This is a genomic window from Palleronia pontilimi (genome assembly GCF_016412875.1).
Taxonomy (GTDB): domain Bacteria; phylum Pseudomonadota; class Alphaproteobacteria; order Rhodobacterales; family Rhodobacteraceae; genus Palleronia; species Palleronia pontilimi.
Map to the genome: position 1 here is coordinate 103,847 of NZ_JAEKPD010000005.1, position 17,667 is coordinate 121,513.

Genomic DNA, 17,667 nt, shown 5'->3' on the forward strand with positions numbered 1-17,667 from the left:
GCGCCGGGGGGCAAGGGAGCAGGAACATGAACGAGATCTCGCGGTTCGCGGAACACGGCGAAAAGGCCGACGACGCCGCGGCGCTTCTGCCGCACAATATCGACGCCGAGCAACAGCTCCTGGGCGCGATCCTGACCAACAACGACGTCTACGACCGGGTCGCGTCGGTCATCAACGAGACGCATTTCTACGATCCGATCCACGCGCGGATCTTCGAAATCGCCTCGGCCCGGATCGCCAAGAACCAGGTCGCAAGCCCCGTATCGCTGAAGTCGTTCCTGGAAGGCGAGCCCGGCATGGCCGAGCTGGGCGGTCCGCAATACCTGGTGCGTCTCGCGGGGGCCGCGATCTCCAGCTACGCCGCGCGCGATTACGCGCAGGTGATCTATGACCTGGCGATCCGCCGCAAGCTGATCCAGCTGGGCCGCGACATCTCGGACAAGGCCGCGAAGGTCGACGTGTCCTGCGAGCCGAAGGAGCAGATCGTCGATGCCGAGCAGGCGCTCTACAAGCTGGGCGAGGCCGGGCAATCGGGCCAGGGCTTCCAGTCCTTCCTGCGCGCCGTCACCGACGCGGTGAACGTCGCCAACGCCGCCTACCAGCGCGAAGGCGGGCTGGCCGGCGTCAGCACCGGGCTGGTGGATCTCGACAAGAAGCTGGGCGGTCTGCACAAGTCCGACCTGCTGATCCTTGCCGGGCGTCCCTCCATGGGCAAGACGTCGCTGGCCACCAATGTCGCGTTCAACATCGCCAAGGCCTACAAGAAGGGCATCCGCCCGGACGGCGCCGAAGGCACCGTCGATGGCGGCGTGGTGGGCTTCTTTTCACTGGAAATGAGCGCCGAGCAGCTGGCCGCGCGGATCCTGTCCGAGGCCAGCGAGGTGCCGAGCGAACAGATCCGCCGCGGCGACATGAACGAGGGCGAATTCCGCCGCTTCGTCGAAGCCGCAAAGTCGCTGGAAGCCTGCCCGCTTTACATCGATGACACCCCCGCCCTGCCGATCAGCCAGCTGGCCGCGCGCGCCCGCAGGCTCAAGCGCGAGCACGGGCTGGACGTCCTGGTGGTGGACTACCTGCAGCTGATCAAGGGCACCGGCAAGAACGACAACCGCGTGAACGAGATTTCCGAGATCAGCCAGGGCCTGAAGGCCATCGCCAAGGAACTGGACATCCCCGTGGTTGCGCTGTCGCAGCTCAGCCGCCAGGTGGAAAGCCGCGAGGACAAGCGCCCGCAGCTTTCCGACCTGCGCGAATCGGGCTCGATCGAGCAGGACGCGGACGTGGTGATGTTCGTGTTCCGCGAAGAATACTACAAGGAACGCGAAAAGCCCGGCGATCACGAGCTGGAAAAGATGGCGACCTGGCAGGACGAGATGGAGCGCCTGCATGGCAAGGCCGAGGTCATCATCGGCAAGCAGCGTCACGGCCCCATCGGATCGGTCGACCTGAGCTTCGAGGGCCGCTTCACCCGCTTCGGCAACCTGGTGCAGCCCTGGCAGCAGGGCGGCGGCGATCTCTAGGCCACGCCGTCGTGACTGGACACGGGGCCAGCGCCTTGGTTCCCTAGAGGCATGCGCTGTCTTCTGATCCTCTTCCTGACGCTCTGGGCCCCGATGGTGCCCGCGCAAACCAACGAAGTGGATCTCGAACTTCTGCTGCTGGTGGACGTGTCGCGCTCGATGTCGCCGCGCGAGCTGGAAATCCAGCGGCGCGGCTACGCCGAGGCGCTGAGCGATCCCGAGGTGATCGACGCCATCCTGAACGGACTGACGGGACGCATCGCGCTGTCCTACGTGGAATGGGCGGGCGCGGATTCCATCCGCCCCGTCGTGGACTGGACGATCATCGACAGCGCAGCCGACGCGCGCGCCTTCGCGGGCGCCATCGACGCCACGTTCCGCAATTCCATGCGGCGCACGTCGATCTCGGGCGCGCTCGGCTACGGGATAAACACCCTGAACGAAAACGACATCGACGGGCTGCGGCGGGTGATCGACATCTCGGGTGACGGGCCCAACAACCACGGTGGCGACGTGCGCATCGCGCGCGACAGGGCGGTGGCCGCCGGGATCGTGGTGAACGGTCTGCCGCTGATGACGCGCGACGGGATCGGGACGCGCTGGCATCTGGAAAATCTCGACGACTACTATCGTGCCTGCGTGATCGGCGGGCCCGGTGCCTTCGTCCTTCCGGTGCTGTCCTGGGTGGAATTCGCTCCCGCCATCAAGCGCAAGCTCATCCTGGAAATCGCGGGCGACACGCCGCGGCTCTGGCAGGCGCAGGCCATCCTGCCGGACGCCTATGATTGCCTGATCGGCGAGAAGATCTGGCGTCGGAACCGCGTTTACGAGTTGCCGTGAACCGCTTATCACCGGTCCGACACATGCGGTTGCGAAGATGCGGGACTTGGCGGTCCACCAGGCAGAAGGGCTATCGTGGCGTACGGCGTGCTGCGCTGGTACGTTCGAACGGCGTTCCACACCGACTCGCACCGGGCCCGCATTCTGGTTTAGCCCTGAAAACAACGGCGTCCCGCCACCGCGGGCCACCAAGAGCAGCACCCCGATGAAGGGCGTCGGACAAAGCGAAACTCCGGAGAAGCGGGCATGGCGCAGGCACATTTGAAAATCGACCTCGAGGCGCTGGCCGCCAACTGGCGCGCGCTGGACAAGCTTTCGGCCGACACCGTCGAAACCGGCGCCGTGGTAAAGGCCGATGGCTACGGGCTGGGCGTGGCGCGCGTGGCGCGGGCGCTGGCGGATGCGGGCGCGCGGCAATTCTACGTGGCGCAGGCCGAAGAAGGTGTCAGCTTGCGCGACGCTTTGGGCGAAGGCCCTGAGATCTTCGTCTTCTCGGGCCACATGGCGGGCGATTCCGACATGCTGCGCGATGCGCGGCTGATCCCGCTGCTGAATTCCATCGAACAGATGACGCGCCATTTCGAAACGCTGCCGGGCCATGCCTTCGGCGTCCAGATCGACAGCGGCATGAACCGGCTGGGGCTGGAGCCTGCCGAATGGGCCGCCGCCCGTGGCATCGTCATTCCGCAGGGGCCGCGCATGGTCATGAGCCACCTGGCCTGCGCCGACGAGCCCGATGACGCCATGAACGCCCGGCAATTGGCCGCTTTCCGCGAAATGACCCAAGGGCTCGACACCACGCTGTCGCTGTCGGCCACCGGCGGCATCCTGCTGGGCGCCGACTACCATTTCGACGCCACCCGTCCCGGCATCGGCCTTTACGGCGGGCTGCCCTTCGCCGATGCGCAGCCCGTGGCGTATCTGAACGCGCCGGTGATCCAGATCCGCGATGTGGCGGCTGGCGAGACGGTCGGCTACGGCGCCGCCTGGCTGGCCGACCAGGCCGCGCGCGTGGCGACCGTCCAGGCGGGCTATGCCGACGGGCTTATCCGGGCCATGGGCGACAACGCGGTCGTGTTCGCCGACGACACCCCCTGCCCGCTGGCCGGTCGTGTGTCGATGGACATGCTGACGGTGGATGTGACCCATCTCGACACGGCGCCGGACACCCTGCAGCTGCTCGGCGCGCAGCAGGGCATCGACGACCTGGCGGATGCGGCAGGCACGATCGGCTACGAAATCCTGACCTCGCTCGGCGCGCGCTACCGGCGCGAATACTCCTGATCAGCCACGATTGCGCAACAATCGGGCCGATCTAGTCGCATTGTTTTCCGCTGGCGGGTCACACGCGGTTTTCCCCGTCACATCCAGTGTCGGGTGGGGAGCCGCTCGTGCGACTCGCGTCGATTTGATGCTGAAAACCTTGCTCAAAAAAAAGATATTGACCGCGGTCAACGACGACATGCGCGCACTTCTGTCAAACTCGAGACTCGAGACAGAGAGTGAAAAAGCCCGCAATAGCCCCGAATTTCGTGCCCATTGCGGGCCGCGGAGCACACAGTCCTGACGAAAAATTAATTGCCGGAACCAACGCTTCGCAAAAAACTTAAACACGGTAAGCGAAAAATCGCTTATACTGTGTAATTGGGGGAAAGAATCGATGTCGACCAAAGCAAAGACCTTTCGTCGCACGTTGGCCGCACAGGTGCAGTGGGTGGCCTCCAGCCTCGTCGCGGTTGCCGCGCTGGCGCTTGGTCTTGCGACGCTCGCGGGTGTGCTGGGCTATCTTCCCGTCCTGACCCTGCCGCTGCAATTCGGCGACACGATCTATCCGCAAGCGGGGCTGGCGATCCAGGTCGGCCTTGCGATCTTCCTGCTCGCGGTCGTGGCCTGCCTGCCGTCCGGCCTGCGTGTCCTCGACCTCGAGCGGACCCACCGCGATTTCAGCATCACCATGTCCGACGTGGCCGAAGCCTATCGCATCTGCCATGCCGCCGACCGCCAGGGCGTCTTCACCCTGTCCGAGCAATTCGACGCCGTGAAAGAGCGGATCCTCTATCTGCGGCAGCATCCCGACCTCGGCAATCTCGAACCCGACGTGCTCGAAGCCGCGTCCGAGATGTCCTATGCCAGCCGTGACCTGGCCGAAACCTACAGCGACGAAAACGTCGCCCGCGCGCGCGGCTTCCTGGCCCATCGCCAGGAAGAGGCCGCGCTGTTCGAAGACCGGTTCGAGCGGGCGCTGAAGATCTGCCGCGACCTGCGCCGCCAGCGCGACGCCGTGGCGATGGACGGCGACATGATGGACAGCCGCATGTCCCAGCTCGAAGACGAGTTCGGCGACCTGCTGCGCGACCTGGGCTTCACCCGCTCGCGCACGGCGCACAACATCATCGCGATGCCCGCCGCTGCGCACAAGGGCATGGCCGCCGAGTAACCTTGCCCCCGCCGCCCCCAAGGGGCAGAAGGGCGCATGGCCAAAACCCCGTCCTTTCACTGCACCGCCTGCGGCGCCAGCTATACCAAGTGGTCCGGCCGCTGCGACGCCTGCGGCGCGTGGAACACCATCGTGGAAGACGCGGGCCTGTCCACCGGGCCCGCGTCGAAATCGCTGGGCAACAAGCGCGGACGCGGCATGGCGCTTACGGATCTTGCCGCCGAAGAAGCCCCGCCGCCGCGCACCCGGTCGGGCATGGGCGAGCTTGACCGCGTGCTGGGCGGCGGGCTGGTGCCCGCATCGGCCGTCCTTGTGGGCGGCGATCCGGGCATCGGCAAATCCACCCTTCTGCTGCAGGCCGCCGCCGCCTTCGCGGGATCGGGGCTGAAGGTGATCTACGTCTCCGGCGAAGAGGCCAGCGCCCAGGTGCGGATGCGGGCCCAGCGGCTGGGTCTGGGCAAGGCCGACGTCCAACTGGCCGCCGAGACCAACCTGCGCGAGATCCTGACCACGCTCGAGGCCGAGAAACCCGCGCTGGCCATCATCGATTCGATCCAGACCATGTGGGCCGACAACGTGGACAGCGCGCCGGGCTCGGTCAGCCAGGTCCGCGCCGCGGCGCACGAGCTCACGACCTTCGCCAAGCGCCACGGAATATCGGTCGTTCTGGTGGGTCACGTCACCAAGGAAGGCCAGATCGCGGGCCCCCGCGTGGTCGAGCACATGGTGGACACCGTGCTTTATTTCGAAGGCGAGCGCGGCCACCAGTTCCGCATCCTGCGCGCGGTCAAGAACCGCTTCGGCCCCGCCGACGAGATCGGCGTCTTCGAGATGACCGGCGGCGGTCTGGCCGAGGTCGCCAACCCCAGTGCGCTGTTTCTGGGCGACCACGAACGTCCCAGCGCGGGCAGTGCGGTCTTCGCGGGCATCGAGGGCTCGCGCCCTGTTCTGTGCGAGATCCAGGCGCTGGTGGCCCCCACGCCCCACGCCCAGCCGCGCCGGTCGGCCGTGGGCTGGGACACCGGGCGGCTGGCGATGATCCTGGCGGTGCTGGAAGCGCGCTGCGCCATCCCCTTCGCGGGGCTGGACGTGTATCTTAACATCGCGGGCGGGCTGCGCGTACGTGAACCGGCCGCAGACCTGGCCGTGGCGCTCGCGCTTCTGAGCGCCCGCGAAGACGTCGCCCTGCCGCCGCAATCGGTGGTTTTCGGCGAGATCAGCCTGTCTGGCGCGCTGCGTCCGGCCGGTCAGACGGAAAACAGGTTGAAAGAGGCCGCGAAACTTGGTTTTTCGACCGCAATCGCGCCCGTCTCCACCAAGCGGATGGCCAAGAGCGGGATGGCCCTGAAAAGCTATCCCGACCTGGCCGGATTGGTGGGCGACATGTTCGGCGCCGGATAAGGATCGGATCCCATGGAAGGTTTCACTCTCATCGACGGCATCGTGGCCGCCGTCATCGTCGTCTCGGCGATCCTGGCCTATAGCCGCGGTTTCGTGCGCGAAGCGATGGCCATCGTCGGCTGGATCGTCGCGGCCATCGCGGCCTTCGTACTGGCCCCCATGGCCCAGCCCCTTGTCAGGGAGCTGCCGGTGCTCGGCGATTTCGTCGGCGACTCGTGCGAGTTGTCGATCATCGCCGCCTTCGCGATCGTTTTCGCGATCGCGCTGGTCATCGCGTCGATCTTCACCCCGCTTCTGTCCGGCGCGGTGCGCGAATCGGCCCTGGGCGGGGTCGACCAGGGGCTGGGCTTCCTGTTCGGCGTGGCACGCGGCGTGCTTCTGGTCGCGGTCGCTATGATCGTCTACGACCGCGTGGTCGCCACGGAGTCCATTCCCATGGTCGACGATAGCCGCACCGCCAAGATCTTCGCCCGCTCGCAAGGCGACCTGGACCAGGCGATCCCCGACGACGCCCCGGGCTGGATCGTCGGCCAGTACGAGAACCTGGTCAGCGTCTGCGAGGGCGGCTGACCCCCGCCCGACCGCAAGGATGAGCTTTGAGCTTTACCTGGCGCTTCTGGTCTTCGCGGTCGTTTCGACCGCGACGCCGGGGCCGAACAACCTGATGCTGATGACCTCTGGCGCGAATTTCGGATTTCGCCGCACCATACCGCACATGCTGGGGATCACCTTCGGCTTCACGCTGATGATCGCGCTGGTGGGCCTGGGCATCATGCGCGTGTTCGACGCCTGGCCGCCCAGCTACACGATCCTGACGGCGCTGAGCGTGGTCTATCTGCTCTATCTTGCCTGGCGCATCGCGACCGCCGCCGCCCCCGGCCAGGCCGAAGCCGGGGCGCGCCCCTTCTCGTTCCTGCAGGCCGCGGCGTTCCAGTGGGTGAACCCTAAGGCCTGGGCCATGGGTCTGAGCGCCGTGACGCTCTACGCCCCCGACCGCGCCACCCCGTCGGTCCTGATCGTCGCGGGCACTTTCGGCCTTGTGTCGCTTCCGCTGGTCTCGGCCTGGACCGCCATGGGACAGCAATTGCGGCGCGCCCTGACCAGCCTGATCCGGTTGCGCCTGTTCAATGGCGTCATGGCCACACTTCTGGTCCTGTCGATGCTGCCTGGCTTGATAAACTGACCCGGGATCGCGCCGAGGGGTGACAGTGGCGCCAAGCCGCCATACATACCCACCCATCTGCTGCCACAGAGTCGGGACCCAATCATGCGCGCCCAACTGCCCCCTGCCCATCCGTTCGACACCAGCCACCTGCGCGATGCAGGGCTCGACGACAAGCTGCACGAGGAATGCGGCGTGTTCGGTGTGTCGGGCGTCGCCGATGCCGCGAATTTCGTGGCGCTCGGCCTGCACGCGCTGCAGCATCGCGGGCAAGAGGCCGGCGGCATCGTCGCCTATCACCCCGATCACGGCTTCACCTCGGCCCGGCGCTTCGGCTACGTGCGCGACAATTTCACCAAGCAATCGCTGATGGAAACGCTGCCCGGCGCGCTGGCCATCGGCCATGTCCGCTATTCCACCGCCGGATCCAAGGGCACATCGCAGATCCGCGACGTGCAGCCCTTCTTCGGTGAATTTTCCATGGGCGGTGCGGCGATCGCCCATAACGGCAACATCGTCAACGCGGACGCGCTGCGGCGCGAGCTGATCGGCGCGGGCAGCATCTTCCAGTCGGCCAGCGACAGCGAATGCATCATCCACCTGATGGCGCGATCCCTGCAACGCCGCGTGCCCGAGCGGATGCAGGACGCGCTGCGCCGGGTGGAAGGCGCGTTTTCCATCGTCGCCATGACCCGCACCAAGCTGATCGGCGTGCGCGATCCGCTGGGTGTGCGGCCGCTGGTGCTGGGTCGGCTTGGCGACGGCTACGCGCTGGCCTCCGAGACCTGCGCGCTGGACATCTGCGGCGCCGAGTTCCTGCGCGAGATCGAGCCGGGCGAGATGGTCGTGATCGAGGATGGCGAGATCGCCAGCCACCGCCCCTTCGCCCCCCGCAAGCCGCGCTTCTGCATCTTCGAGCATGTCTATTTCTCGCGCCCCGACAGCATCCTGGGCGGTCGCTCGGTCTATGAAACCCGCCGCGATATCGGCGTCGAGCTCGCGCGCGAAGCGCCGGTCGACGCCGACCTGGTCTGCCCGGTGCCCGACTCGGGCACGCCCGCCGCGATCGGCTTCAGCCAGGAATCCGGCATCCCCTACGGCATGGGGATCATCCGCAACCAGTATATGGGCCGCACCTTCATCGAGCCGACCGAGCAGATCCGCAACATGGGCGTACGGCTGAAGCTGAACGTCAACCGCGCGCTCATCAGGGGCAAGCGGGTGGTCCTGGTGGACGACAGCGTGGTGCGCGGGACCACGTCGATCAAGATCCGCGAGATGATCCTGGATGCGGGCGCGAAGGAAGTGCATTTCCGCATCGCGTCGCCCCCCACCGCGTGGCCGTGCTTTTACGGCGTCGACACGCCCGAGCGGGAAAAGCTGCTGGCCGCCTCCATGTCCGAGGACGAGATGTGCCAGCATCTGGGCGTGGATTCGCTGCGCTTCATCTCGCTGGACGGGCTGTACCGCGCGGTGGGCGAAGCCGACGGCCGCGACGCCAAATCGCCACAATATTGCGATGCCTGCTTTTCGGGCGACTACCCGGTAACGCCGTCGGACCGGATCGAGCAGGGTTTCCAGATGAAGACCGCGGCCGAGTGATCTAGCCCGCCAGCAGGGTCCGCGCCGCCGCGCGGGCCTCGTCGGTGATCTTGTCCCCCGACAACATGCGCGCCACCTCGTCCACGCGGGCGGTGGTGTCCAGCGGGACCACGTTCGACGTGGTCATCTCGCCGATCACGCGCTTCTCCACCCGCCAGTGATGCTGCCCCAACGCGGCCACCTGCGGCGAATGGGTCACGACCAGCACCTGCGCGCCGGCCGCAAGGGATGCCAGCCGTCGGCCCACGGCATCGGCCGTCGCGCCACCCACGCCGCGGTCGATCTCGTCGAAGATCAGCGTCAGCCCGGTCTCGGCGTCGGTCAGGCAGACCTTCAGCGCCAGCAGGAACCGCGACAGCTCGCCGCCCGACGCGATCTTGCCCAAGGGGCCCGACGGCGCACCGGGATTGGTGGCGACCGTGAACTCGACACTGTCGGCACCGGTCGGACCGCCCTCTTGCGGCGTAATCTTCGTCTCGAAGATCGCCCGCTCCATCTTCAGGGGCGCAAGCTCGGCCCGCATGGCGGCGTCGAGCTTCCCGGCCGCATCCCGTCGCGCGACACCCAGGGCATCGGCGGCGCGCGCGTAGGCCGCGTCTGCCTGAGCCAATGCGGCCCTGAGACCCGCGATATCCTCGGCGCCGCCCTCCAGCGCCTGAAGCCGGGTGCGCAACGTATCGGCCAGATCGGCCAACTCATCGGGCCGCACCTCGTGCTTGCGCGCAAGGCCACGCAGCGCGAACAGCCGCTCTTCCACGCGCTCCAGCTCGTTCGGGTCGAACTCCAGCGCGTCCAGCGCCCGCGCCGTGCCCTGCTCGGCCTCGGCCAGGGCGTGCAGGGCGCGCGCCAGCGCCTCGATCGGCGCGTCGAGGCGCCCCTCGGCGTGAGGCGCCGCCACATCCAGCCATCGCGACGCGTCCAGCATCGGGCCTTCGGCGCCCGAGCTGCCCAGCGCATCCAGCGCGCGCGAGATATCCTCGCGGATGCGCGCACCGGCCTGCATCTGGCGGCGACGGGCGTCCAGCACCGCATCCTCGCCCGGCTCGGGCTCGAGCGCGTCGAGCTCGCCGACCGCGTGGCGCAGGAAGTCCTCTTCCGCGCGCAGCTCGTCCAGCGCCTTTTCGGCCCGTGCCAGGGTCCGCGCGGCCTCGGCCCGCGCGCGCCACGCCTGCCCCACCTCCGCCAGCAGATCCGCGTTGCCCGCGAACGCGTCCAGCAGCATCCGGTGCCCCTTCGGGTCCAGCAGGCCCCGGTCGTCGTGCTGGCCGTGCAATTCGACCAGCGTTCCCGACAGCCGCCGCAGCACGTCGCCCGAGGCGCGGCGATCGTTGATCCACGCAGTCTTGCGTCCGTCGGCTGTGTTCACGCGGCGCAGGACCAGCTCGTCCTCGACCTCGAACCCGGCCTCTTCCAGCACGGCGCGGCCCGGATGATCCGCGGCCAGGTCGAACCACGCCGTGACCTCGCCCCGCTCGGCGCCGCTGCGCACCAGCTCCGCCCGGCCCCGCCAGCCCAGCACGAAGCCAAGCGAATCCAGCAGGATCGACTTGCCCGCCCCCGTCTCGCCGGTCAGCACGTTCAGACCCGGCTGGAACTCGAGCTCCAGCCGGTCGATGAGAAGCATGTCCCGGATATCAAGACCGCGCAGCATGTCAGGGCTTTCGAAACAGGTCGGGTCTTACAGCCACTCGCCGCGCAGAACCTGACGGTACACCGTGCTCAACCAGTTGTCGCCACGCGGCTCCATCGACAGGCCGCGGCCCGTCAGCAGGGCATATGCGTCCTCGTACCAGGGCGTCGACTGGTAATTGTAGCCCAGGATCGCGCCCGCGGTCTGGGCCTCGTCCGTCAGGCCCAGCGACAGGTAGGCTTCGACCAGGCGCAGTAGCGCCTCGGGCGTGTGGGTGGTCGTCTGGAACTGCTCGACCACGACGCGGAAGCGGTTGATGGCGGCGGGGAAATGCTGGCGCTTCAGATAGTAGCGCCCGATTTCCATTTCCTTGCCGGCCAGGTGGTCGAAGGCCAGGTCGAATTTCAGGATCGACGCCCGGGCGTATTCGCTGTCGGGATAGGTCTCGATCACCGCGCGCAAGGCTTGCAACGCCTGGAAGGTCAGGCCCTGGTCGCGGCCGACGTCGTCGATCTGGTCGTAGTAGCTGAGCGCCAACAGATACTGCGCATAGGCCGCGTCCTCGCCGCCCGGGAAGAAATCCAGGTAGCGTTGGGCGGACGTGCGCGCCGCCTCGTAATCGCGGTCGCGGTGATAGGCGAAGGCCTGCATCACGAGGGCGCGCTTGGCCCATTCGGAATAGGGATACAGGCGCTCGACCTCGCCGAAGAAGCGCGCGGCCTCGTCGGGATTGCTGTCTTCCAGCTCGAATTCGGCACGCTTGTAGATCTCTTCGGCGGAATAGCCCTCGAGCGGCTTGTCGCGACTGGCCAGGCCACTCAGGCCAAGCCGACTGCACCCGCCAAGGCTCAGGCCCAGCGCCGCGATACAGATGATGCGCGTGATCCCCGTCAAAGCCGACATGTCCTGCGTGGCCCCTACTGTCCGTGGCGCGACCGATGTCGCGGCTGTGGACAACGGTCTAGCATAGAAAAATCGCGGGCAAAACGCCTAAGGACGATCCGCTCAGGCCGCGAGACGCTGTGCGTCGCTTCGGCGCAACCCTGCGCCGGGCAGACGCGCTTCGGTGGGGGCGTCGACCTCGACCATCCGGCACGCGCCGGGATCCGAAAACAACGCGCGCAACAGGGTGTTGGTCATGGCGTGGCCCGAGCGCACGCCGGTGTAGCGACCCAGGATCGGCGCGCCCGCCAGGGCCAGATCGCCCAGCGCATCCAGCATCTTGTGACGCACCGCTTCATCCTTGTGGCGCAGGCCGCCCGGCGACAGGACATCGGCGCCATCGACCACCACCGCATTCTCGAGCGTGCCGCCCAGCGCCAGACCGCGGGCGCGCATGGCGTCGACGTCGGACTGTCGGCAGAAGGTGCGGCTGTCGGCAAGTTCCCGCACGAAGGCCCCGTTGGCGACCGTCAGGCACTTGTCCTGGCGCCCAATCGCGGCATCGGTGAAGTCGATATGAAAGTCGATCTCGAGCGCGTCGGCGGGCTCGAGCCGGGCCCAGGCCGCGCCGTTACGGACTTCGACCGTGTGAAGGATCTTCAACGCCCGGACTGGGGCGTCGAGCGACTGAAGCCCGGTCCGCAGGATGGCCTGCACGAAGCCCGCGCTCGAGCCGTCGAGGATCGGGACCTCGGGACCATCCACATCGATGACCAGGTTGTGGATGCCGCATCCGGCGACGGCGGCCATGACATGCTCGACGGTCGAGACATCGACGCGGTCGGCATTGACGATGCGGGTGCACAGCTCACCCTGCTCGACCAGGCTCCAATGGGCGGGGATCAGGGCGTTGCGATGTGTGATATCGGTGCGGCGAAACCAGATCCCGAACTCGGCGGCGGCGGGGCGCAGCGTCATCGTGACGGGACGGCCCGAGTGCAGACCGACCCCGGAAAACGTGATCGCTTTTCTTAAAGTTTTCTGCATTGCGCCTCACTCCTGCCTCGTCGGGCTTGGTTGAAAGTGATGTAGGCGCGGGGGGATTGCTTCTCAAATCAACCATTGCAACGCGCTGTAACAGGGCCGGATCGCATTTGGCGATTTTTTGCCGATCAGTGATTAATTATCCCCAAGCAACTGAAAGACATAGAAAAAGGGCCGGTCGAAACCGGCCCCCTGCTCACGATAAATCGGTGTTTCAGTTCGCTTGGCGACGCAGGAACGCGGGAATTTCGATGCGATCCTGGTCGCCCTGGGCCTCGTCGCTCAGTTCCGCGCGCTGGGGTTGCGGCTGGGGGCGACGCGCGGTCTGGGGCGCGCTGGCCTGTTGCCGGTCGGCGTCGGGCTGGCCCGTCATCCGTCCGATCAGCGAGTTGATCCCGAAGCGCGGGCGCTCGGCCGCGGCACCGGACATGGAGGGCTGGGGGGCGCCAAGACGCGGCGCGGTGGACGGGCCGGGCTGCGGCGCACCGGGAGCCCTGCGCACGGCCTTCTCCAGGCGCGCAAGGGCTTCGGGCGACGGCTCGCCCGGCTTTGCGGTACGGCGAACCGGCTCGCCGGAATAGGCCGGGGGCGGCACGTCGGCGTCGTCTTCGGGCGCACCGAACAGCGCATCCCCGTCGGGGGCGTCGCGGTTCGTGGTCTTGAAGCTCGCGAAGAAGTCCGGCTCGTCGTCGGCAGCGGCCATCTCGGGCTCGTCCATCTCGGGCTCGGCGGCCGCGACGACCGCGGGGCGCGGGGCGGGGGTTTCGGCGGGCGCGCTGTCGGTCCGGCCCGCGTGCAGCGGCTCGGCCAGGCGGCGACGCGGCACCGGCGTCTCGGCGGGCTTTTCGATCACGTCGATGCCGGTCGCCACGACGCTGACGCGCATCCGGCCTTCCATGCTGTCGTCAAGGGTCGAGCCGACGATGATGTTGGCGTCCGGGTCCACCTTGTCGCGGATCACGTTCGCGGCCTCGTCCAGCTCGAACAGGGTCATGTCGTAGCCGCCGATCACGTTGATCAGCACGCCCTTGGCGCCGTTCAGGCTGATTTCGTCCAGCAGCGGGTTGGCGATGGCAAGCTCGGCGGCCTTCAGCGCGCGATCCTCGCCCTCGGCCTCGCCAGTGCCCATCATGGCCTTGCCCATCTCGTCCATCACCGAGCGGACGTCGGCGAAGTCCAGGTTGATCATGCCGGGGCGCACCATCAGGTCGGTGACGCCCTTGACGCCCTGGTAGAGCACGTCGTCGGCCATGCCGAAGGCGTCGGTGCAGGTGGTGTTTTCGTTGGCCAGGCGGAACAGGTTCTGGTTGGGGATGATGATCAGCGTATCGACCATCTTCTGCAGCGCCTCGATGGCCTCTTCGGCCTGGGCCATGCGCTTGTTGCCTTCGAACTGGAAGGGCTTGGTGACGACGCCGACGGTCAGGACGCCAAGCTCGCGCGCGGCCTGCGCGATGATCGGGGTGGCGCCGGACCCGGTGCCGCCGCCCATCCCGGCGGTGATGAAGCACATATGCGCGCCCGCCAGGTGGTCGACGATTTCCTCGATGCTTTCCTCGGCGGCGGCGGCCCCGACGGCGGCCCGCGCGCCTGCGCCCAGACCTTCGGTCACCTTCACACCCATCTGCACCTTGGTCGCGGCCTTGCTCTGGCTCAGCGCCTGGGCGTCGGTGTTGGCAACGACGAACTCGACCCCATCAAGCTGCTTTTCGATCATGTTGTTGACGGCGTTGCCGCCCGCCCCACCGACACCGAACACGGTGATGCGGGGCTTCAGCTCGTCGCGTTGGGGCAAGGAAAGATTCAATGTCATGGGGTGTCCGCCTGTTTTCAATCCCGGTCTTTTGCCCGGGTTTTTCGCCAATTATTGTCGAGTCTACCGAAATCCGCCGTTCCCGTCATCCGAAAAACACGAAAGCGCCACAAAATATGGGGTTTCAGGCGCATCGATTCAGCGGAGTTTAGATAGAACATCAAGATATCGTGTTTACCAATTGTCTTTGAACCATTTTACCGCCCGACGAAGCGAGCGCGCGGGGTATCGGTCGGCGGGAATTTCGAAATCCCACCACTCGTCTTGCGGGTGCGCCGCGAACAGGCACAACCCGACGGCGCTGGCGAAGGCCGCGCCGGTGGCTTTCTCGGGCAGACCCGAAACGCGCAAAGGTCGCCCGATACGCACCTGCTGGCCAAGGATTCGCGGCGCCAGGTGGTCAAGGCCGGGGATCTGGCTCGAACCGCCCGTCAGCACGATCTGCTGGCTGGGAAGATGATCGAACCCGGCGGCGTCCAGCTGCGCGCGGACCTCTTCCAGGATTTCCTCGACACGCGGGCGCATGATGCCGATCAGCTCGGCCCGGCTGACCGTGCGCTGGTCGCGGTCCCAGTCGCCGGTTTCGGCACCGCCCAGCGCGATCCTGTCCCGATCGTCGATCGACGTGGCAACCACACCGCCATGCAACGTCTTCAGCCGCTCGGCCGTGGCCAGAGACACTTGCAGGCCCTTCGCGATGTCCGACGTGATGTTGTCGCCGCCCATCCGAACGCTGTCCGAATAGATCATGTGCTTCTTGATGAAGATCGACAGGCCGGTGGCCCCGCCGCCCAGGTCGACACAGGCGGCACCCAGCTCCTGCTCGTCCTCGACCAGGCTGGAAATGCCGCTGACATAGGACGACGACGCGATGCCCGCGACTTCCAGGTCGCAGCGCTTGAGACAATAGATCACGCTGGCGACCGTGTTGCTGTCCACCGTCAGCAGGTGCATGTCGCAGGCCAGCGTGCTGCCCCGGTGGCCGCGCGGATCGCCCATGCCCGAGCGGTGATCCAGCGCGAAATTCACCGGGTGCGCGTGCAGCACCTCGCGGCCCTCGCCGAAATCGGGCACGTCGCAGGCGGCCATGCAGGACGCCACGTCCTGCTCGCTGACCGGGCCGCCTTCCACGTCCACCTGTCCCGCCAGCCCGTAGCTGCGCGGCGCACCACCCGAGATCGTGACGATCACGTGGTCCACCCGGATCTGCGCCATCTTCTGCGCGCCCTGCACCGCGGTGCGGATGGCGCGTTCGGTTTCGGGCATGGCGTCGATTTCGCCGAAGCGCACCCCGCGCGACCGGGTCGTCGCCGCGCCCACGATGCGAAAGGCGCTTTGGCCCGCCATGGCATTCACGCCGTCGCTGGCCTTGAAATGGTCCGGCCCGTCGAAGCGCAGAACCAGGCACGCCACCTTCGACGTGCCCACGTCGAGCACCGCGATCACGCCGCGCTGCAACGCCGCCTTGCGCATCGACCGCATCGCCCGCTGGGATTCGTAGAAATCGGCCATGTCTCAGTCGTCTCCCAACTCGTCGAGCTTGATCTGTCGCAGGATCTTGGCGCTGTCGGGCACCAGACGCACCGTGGGCCGCGCCGGGCGGCGCATGTCCACGAGCACCACGTCGCGCCCCAGCAATTCCTGCGCCTCGTCCACCGCGATCACCTGTTCCAGCGCGCTCACCGGGTCGACCTCGGGCAGAAGGATCCGCTGGTCGCGGTCCAGCACGAGCGTCCAGCGACGCTCGCCCACCCGCACAAGGCCCCGGATGCGCTTCTGCAGCGGTGCGGCCGCCGCCAGAAGATCCAGCGCCTCGGCGGCCGCGCGGTCGGCGGCCTTGCCGGTGACCAGCGGCAGATCGGCACGCTTGGCCCGATGCTCGAGCGCCGACACCCGTTTGCCGGTCGCGTCGATCAACTCCAGCCCGTCGCTGTTGCGCCAGACCAGGGCGGGCACGCGCTCGGCGATCTGGATATGCAGCACGCCGCCGGGCTTGATGCGGATATCGGCCTTCTTCACCGCGTCGAGCCCGGCGACCTCGGCCTGGATCCCGGCCAGGTCCAGGTCGAACGAGCTCATGGGGAAATCCAGCGGCACGACTTCCCGGATGTCCTGCGCGATGCTGTCCGACGCGCCGTCGATGGCCATCAGCTTGACCATGAACTCCTCGCGCTGCTGGATTTCGGCCTTCACGTCCTGCCACCACAGACCCATGGCATCGCGGCGGCCCTGGTCCGACAGCGCCAGCGCCACGATCAGCGACAGCGATGCCGCGGGCAGACCGAAGACGAAGGCCCGCCGCATGCCCGGCGTCAGCGCCAGCCGTTGCATCCGGTATGCCAGGCGCGAGGGCGCGGGGTCGCGCGGAAGCGGCGTCATCTCAGGCATGAGGCATCCTTCACAATCCAGTCGCACAACGCGCCGAACCCCATGCCCGCATGCTCGGCCTGTTCGGGCACCAGCGATGTGGGCGTCATGCCCGGCTGCGTGTTCGTCTCGAGCAGCACAAGCCCGTCCAGCCCGCGCGCCTCGTCCCAGCGGAAATCGGTGCGCGTCACGCCCCGGCAGCCCAGCACCTCGTGGGCGCGCATGGCGTAGTCCAGGCAGGCGGCGTGGACCTCGGGCGGAACGTCGGCGGGGATCACGTGGCGCGATCCGCCCTCGACGTACTTGGCGTCGTAGTCGTACCAGCCATCGGTCAGGATATCGGTGACGCCCAGCGCCCGCGCCTCGCCCATTGGCCCCGCGCCCAGCACCGTCGTCGTCAGCTCGCGCCCCGGCGCGAACCGTTCGACCATCACCAATTCGGGCATGTCATCGGCCAGTTGCGGCGGCCCGTTTGCATCGGCGTCCACCAGGTAGACCCCGACGCTCGACCCCTCGTTATAGGGCTTCACGACGTAGGGCGGGTCCATGACGTGGCCGCTGCGCACGTGCCGCGACAAGGCCAGCACCGACGGCACCACGGGCAGCCCGACCTTGCGATAGGCATCCTTGGTGCGCTCCTTGTCCATCGCCAAGGCCGAGGCGAGCACGCCCGAATGGGTATAGGGAAGCTGCATCCATTCCAGCAGGCCCTGGACGCAGCCATCCTCGCCCCAGCGGCCATGCAGCGCGTTGAAAACCACGTCCGGCTGGATATCGGAAAGGCGAATGGCAAGGTCGGACGCGGCGTCCACCTCGATCACATCATAATCTTGGCCCCGCAGTGCGGTGGCGCATTCGCGCCCGGTGGACAACGACACCTCGCGCTCTGCCGAGGGTCCGCCCAGAAGTACCGCCACTTTGGGGTGTGCCCTGCTCGACATACCCGCCACTCGTGTGTTTCGCCCGTTT

General features: G+C 67.2%; 15 protein-coding genes. 8 read left to right on the top strand and 7 right to left on the bottom strand.

Annotated features, from left to right (window positions below):
• Positions 1-26: 26 nt before the first annotated feature.
• The 8 genes from ILP92_RS05710 to purF all read left to right on the top strand — a co-directional run bounded on the left by ILP92_RS05710 (position 27) and on the right by purF (position 8,962).
• The gene (locus ILP92_RS05710) at positions 27-1,520 is read left to right on the top strand and encodes a replicative DNA helicase (RefSeq protein WP_198915412.1); all 1,494 of its coding nucleotides are present in this window, start codon (positions 27-29) and stop codon (positions 1,518-1,520) included.
• A 51-nt stretch (positions 1,521-1,571) separates the two neighbouring features.
• A complete protein-coding gene (locus ILP92_RS05715) occupies positions 1,572-2,360 on the top strand; it encodes a DUF1194 domain-containing protein (protein ID WP_198915413.1) in 789 nt (262 codons plus the stop codon).
• 246 nt (positions 2,361-2,606) lie between these two features.
• Positions 2,607-3,644, top strand: coding sequence for an alanine racemase (gene alr, locus ILP92_RS05720; protein WP_198915414.1), 1,038 nt, complete (start codon positions 2,607-2,609; stop codon positions 3,642-3,644).
• A 376-nt stretch (positions 3,645-4,020) separates the two neighbouring features.
• Positions 4,021-4,797, top strand: a complete 777-nt coding sequence (locus tag ILP92_RS05725; RefSeq protein ID WP_198915415.1) for a DNA repair protein — start codon at positions 4,021-4,023, stop codon at positions 4,795-4,797.
• Positions 4,798-4,833: 36 nt separating this feature from the next.
• Positions 4,834-6,198 carry a DNA repair protein RadA gene (gene radA, locus ILP92_RS05730; protein ID WP_198915416.1) on the top strand — a complete coding sequence of 455 codons (1,365 nt, stop codon included), beginning with the start codon at positions 4,834-4,836 and terminating at the stop codon, positions 6,196-6,198.
• 12 nt (positions 6,199-6,210) lie between these two features.
• Positions 6,211-6,768, top strand: coding sequence for a CvpA family protein (locus ILP92_RS05735; protein ID WP_198915417.1), 558 nt, complete (start codon positions 6,211-6,213; stop codon positions 6,766-6,768).
• A 19-nt stretch (positions 6,769-6,787) separates the two neighbouring features.
• Complete coding sequence (locus ILP92_RS05740; protein WP_198915418.1) at positions 6,788-7,381, top strand: LysE family translocator; 594 nt, start codon at positions 6,788-6,790, stop codon at positions 7,379-7,381.
• Positions 7,382-7,465: 84 nt separating this feature from the next.
• Positions 7,466-8,962: an amidophosphoribosyltransferase gene (gene purF, locus ILP92_RS05745; protein ID WP_198915419.1), complete on the top strand. Its 1,497-nt coding sequence runs from the start codon at positions 7,466-7,468 to the stop codon at positions 8,960-8,962.
• 1 nt (position 8,963) lies between these two features.
• Here the strand turns inward: purF and recN are convergent, their stop codons facing one another.
• From recN to ILP92_RS05780, 7 genes are all read right to left on the bottom strand, one after another.
• Positions 8,964-10,613, bottom strand: a complete 1,650-nt coding sequence (recN, locus tag ILP92_RS05750; protein ID WP_198915420.1) for a DNA repair protein RecN — start codon at positions 10,611-10,613, stop codon at positions 8,964-8,966.
• A gap of 27 nt (positions 10,614-10,640) precedes the next feature.
• The gene (locus tag ILP92_RS05755) at positions 10,641-11,495 is read right to left on the bottom strand and encodes an outer membrane protein assembly factor BamD (protein WP_198915421.1); all 855 of its coding nucleotides are present in this window, start codon (positions 11,493-11,495) and stop codon (positions 10,641-10,643) included.
• A 102-nt stretch (positions 11,496-11,597) separates the two neighbouring features.
• Positions 11,598-12,521 (bottom strand): UDP-3-O-acyl-N-acetylglucosamine deacetylase, encoded by a 924-nt coding sequence (lpxC, locus tag ILP92_RS05760; protein ID WP_198915422.1) that lies wholly within the window; start codon positions 12,519-12,521, stop codon positions 11,598-11,600.
• Between the two features lie 211 nt (positions 12,522-12,732).
• Positions 12,733-14,331 (bottom strand): cell division protein FtsZ, encoded by a 1,599-nt coding sequence (gene ftsZ, locus ILP92_RS05765; RefSeq protein WP_198915423.1) that lies wholly within the window; start codon positions 14,329-14,331, stop codon positions 12,733-12,735.
• A 174-nt stretch (positions 14,332-14,505) separates the two neighbouring features.
• A complete protein-coding gene (gene ftsA, locus ILP92_RS05770) occupies positions 14,506-15,843 on the bottom strand; it encodes a cell division protein FtsA (RefSeq protein ID WP_198915424.1) in 1,338 nt (445 codons plus the stop codon).
• A 3-nt stretch (positions 15,844-15,846) separates the two neighbouring features.
• The gene (locus ILP92_RS05775) at positions 15,847-16,719 is read right to left on the bottom strand and encodes a cell division protein FtsQ/DivIB (RefSeq protein ID WP_198915425.1); all 873 of its coding nucleotides are present in this window, start codon (positions 16,717-16,719) and stop codon (positions 15,847-15,849) included.
• A complete protein-coding gene (locus ILP92_RS05780; RefSeq protein WP_198915426.1) occupies positions 16,707-17,639 on the bottom strand; it encodes a D-alanine--D-alanine ligase in 933 nt (310 codons plus the stop codon). The genes ILP92_RS05775 and ILP92_RS05780 overlap by 13 nt, the downstream gene beginning before the upstream one ends.
• Between the last annotated feature and the right edge of the window lie 28 nt (positions 17,640-17,667).